The sequence below is a fragment of the Streptomyces sp. WM6378 genome (genome assembly GCF_001279695.1).
Taxonomy (GTDB): Bacteria; Actinomycetota; Actinomycetes; order Streptomycetales; family Streptomycetaceae; genus Streptomyces.
Genome location: NZ_LGDD01000099.1, coordinates 1 through 1,961 on the forward strand (window position 1 = coordinate 1; position 1,961 = coordinate 1,961).

The window sequence follows — 1,961 nt, forward strand, 5'->3', positions numbered from 1 at the left end:
CCGACACGATCCACGGCCGCGACTGTCTCTTCCCCACACCCACACCAACGAACAGCCAAGCCGACAGTCACGTCAACAACCACTTCTGTTAGGGCCTCTTAGAGAAGGACGAAGCGATCGTCTCCCTGGTGGGAGACATCGACCTCGCCGCGGGCAGGAAGATGTGGGCGAGCAGTTCCTCTTCGGGGAAGGGTCCCGAGATGGCTGCCGACGGGCTGCTGCACACCTGGTGGGAGTCCGCGTACAAGGCTCCGTTCCCGCAGTGGATCCAGGTGGACCTCGGCTCACGGCGCTCGGTGCGCCGGCTCGTGCTGAAACTCCGGGACGACTGGCCCGCGCAGAATCAGACGCTGACCGTGGAGGGCAGCGACGACGGCACGGCGTTCACCACCCTTGTCGCCTCCGCCCGTTACGACTTCGCCCCCCACGCGGCCATCGACCTTCCCGAGACCTCGACCCGCTGCATCCGGCTGGTCTTCACGGCCAACAACGGCCCCGGCCCCTGGGGCGAACGGGGCGCCTTCCTCTCCGGGTTCGAGGTATACGGCCCGCCCGGCGAACAACCCGGTGAAACAGGCCCCGCCCTCCCCGAGCCCAAGAAGTACGTCGGCCCCGGCGAGACGTACCTGACCTTCGGGACGAACCGTTCCGCCGCGGGAATCGTCCACCTGTACTTCAAGGGCGAACTCCGCTGGGACGGAGAGGGCGGCTACACCATCAACGGCCGCCTCGATGCCACCGCCGGCAGAGAATCCCGACGCGCCACCGTGTGGCTGGAATACGGCGGCGAAAACGAGTCCTGGAAGAAATCCGCCGAAACGGAAGCCGCCAACGGCACCAGCAGAACGCTAGCCATCAACCTCTCCGGGAAACTTGCCACCGGAGAGAAGCTCGAACTGCGCCTCGGCACATGGCAGGGCGTCGTACTCGGCATCGGGGGTGTCGAATACACCGACAAGCAGCAGTACACGATCTCCTGAAGGCGACCCACCGGACGCGCCACGCACCATAGCCACAACCCGGCACCAACTGCTACAGCCACCCCCTGGGGCCGCACAGATGATCGCGCCGTCGACGGCCAGGACCACGACGTACGGCTCGGGGTGTGGATGCCCAACCAGAAGAGCCGCCGCGACTGTGAACGAACACCAGCTCGCGCAGCTCGCCGAACTCGGAACGGACTGCACGTAGGCCGTTAGGGTGACCAGGTCCGGGCGAGTGGCTGGCAACCATGCCGGTGACGGAACACGCGTCCCGGACACTCCCACCCCGGGCACCCCCGCACAGCCCCGCGAGGGCGTGCCGCAGCAGCAGTCGCCCGGAACCGGTCGGCCATGCACTCGTTGAACCGGTCGCCTCAACTCCCCCAGTGAGGTGCACAGACTCAGGACCCCACAGCCGCCCGGGCGCGGGGCCCTGAGCCATTTCCGGACTACCCGCCAAGGGCCGCACAGGGGGCCCGGCACCGCGCGGACAGCCCGTGACCGCGCGGCCCCAACTCCCCACGGTGCCCGCCCCCACCACACCCGCAGACCAAGCCCCCACCCTCCCTTTCTTGATCATCGGACGCAGGGAGACGGGCAGAAGGGGGCTCTGCCCATTCGGCTGGCGCGGGGAGACGCTCCGGACTGGTTCGGGGCGGGCCCGGAGCATCTCCCTGTACAGGCCGGAGTCGGGACGGATACCGACCTGCACGAACCCCTCCGCGTCCTGTCCTGAAATCAGGAGGGCCGGGGCCACCGCGAGCCTAACCACCAGGACCCAATCACCCCACAGCGGGGCCCCTGACGGCATCCGGCCCAGGCGCATCGACGTGCTCGTACGCCGTAACGGGGGCATCGATGCCCCCACACCGGACGCAGCTAGTGCTTTGACCGCGTAGGTTCGCCGTGTTGGTGCTCATGGTCCTTGGGCCGGTTGGATGTGACGACATGTCCGATCGGTGCGGGGAGGCGGGATGG

General features: G+C 67.9%; 1 protein-coding gene. It reads left to right on the forward strand.

Annotated features, from left to right (window positions below):
* Positions 1-128: 128 nt before the first annotated feature.
* Entirely contained in the window at positions 129-980 is an 852-nt protein-coding gene (locus ADK54_RS11360) for a discoidin domain-containing protein (RefSeq protein ID WP_053725456.1), read from the forward strand.
* Positions 981-1,961: the final 981 nt, after the last annotated feature.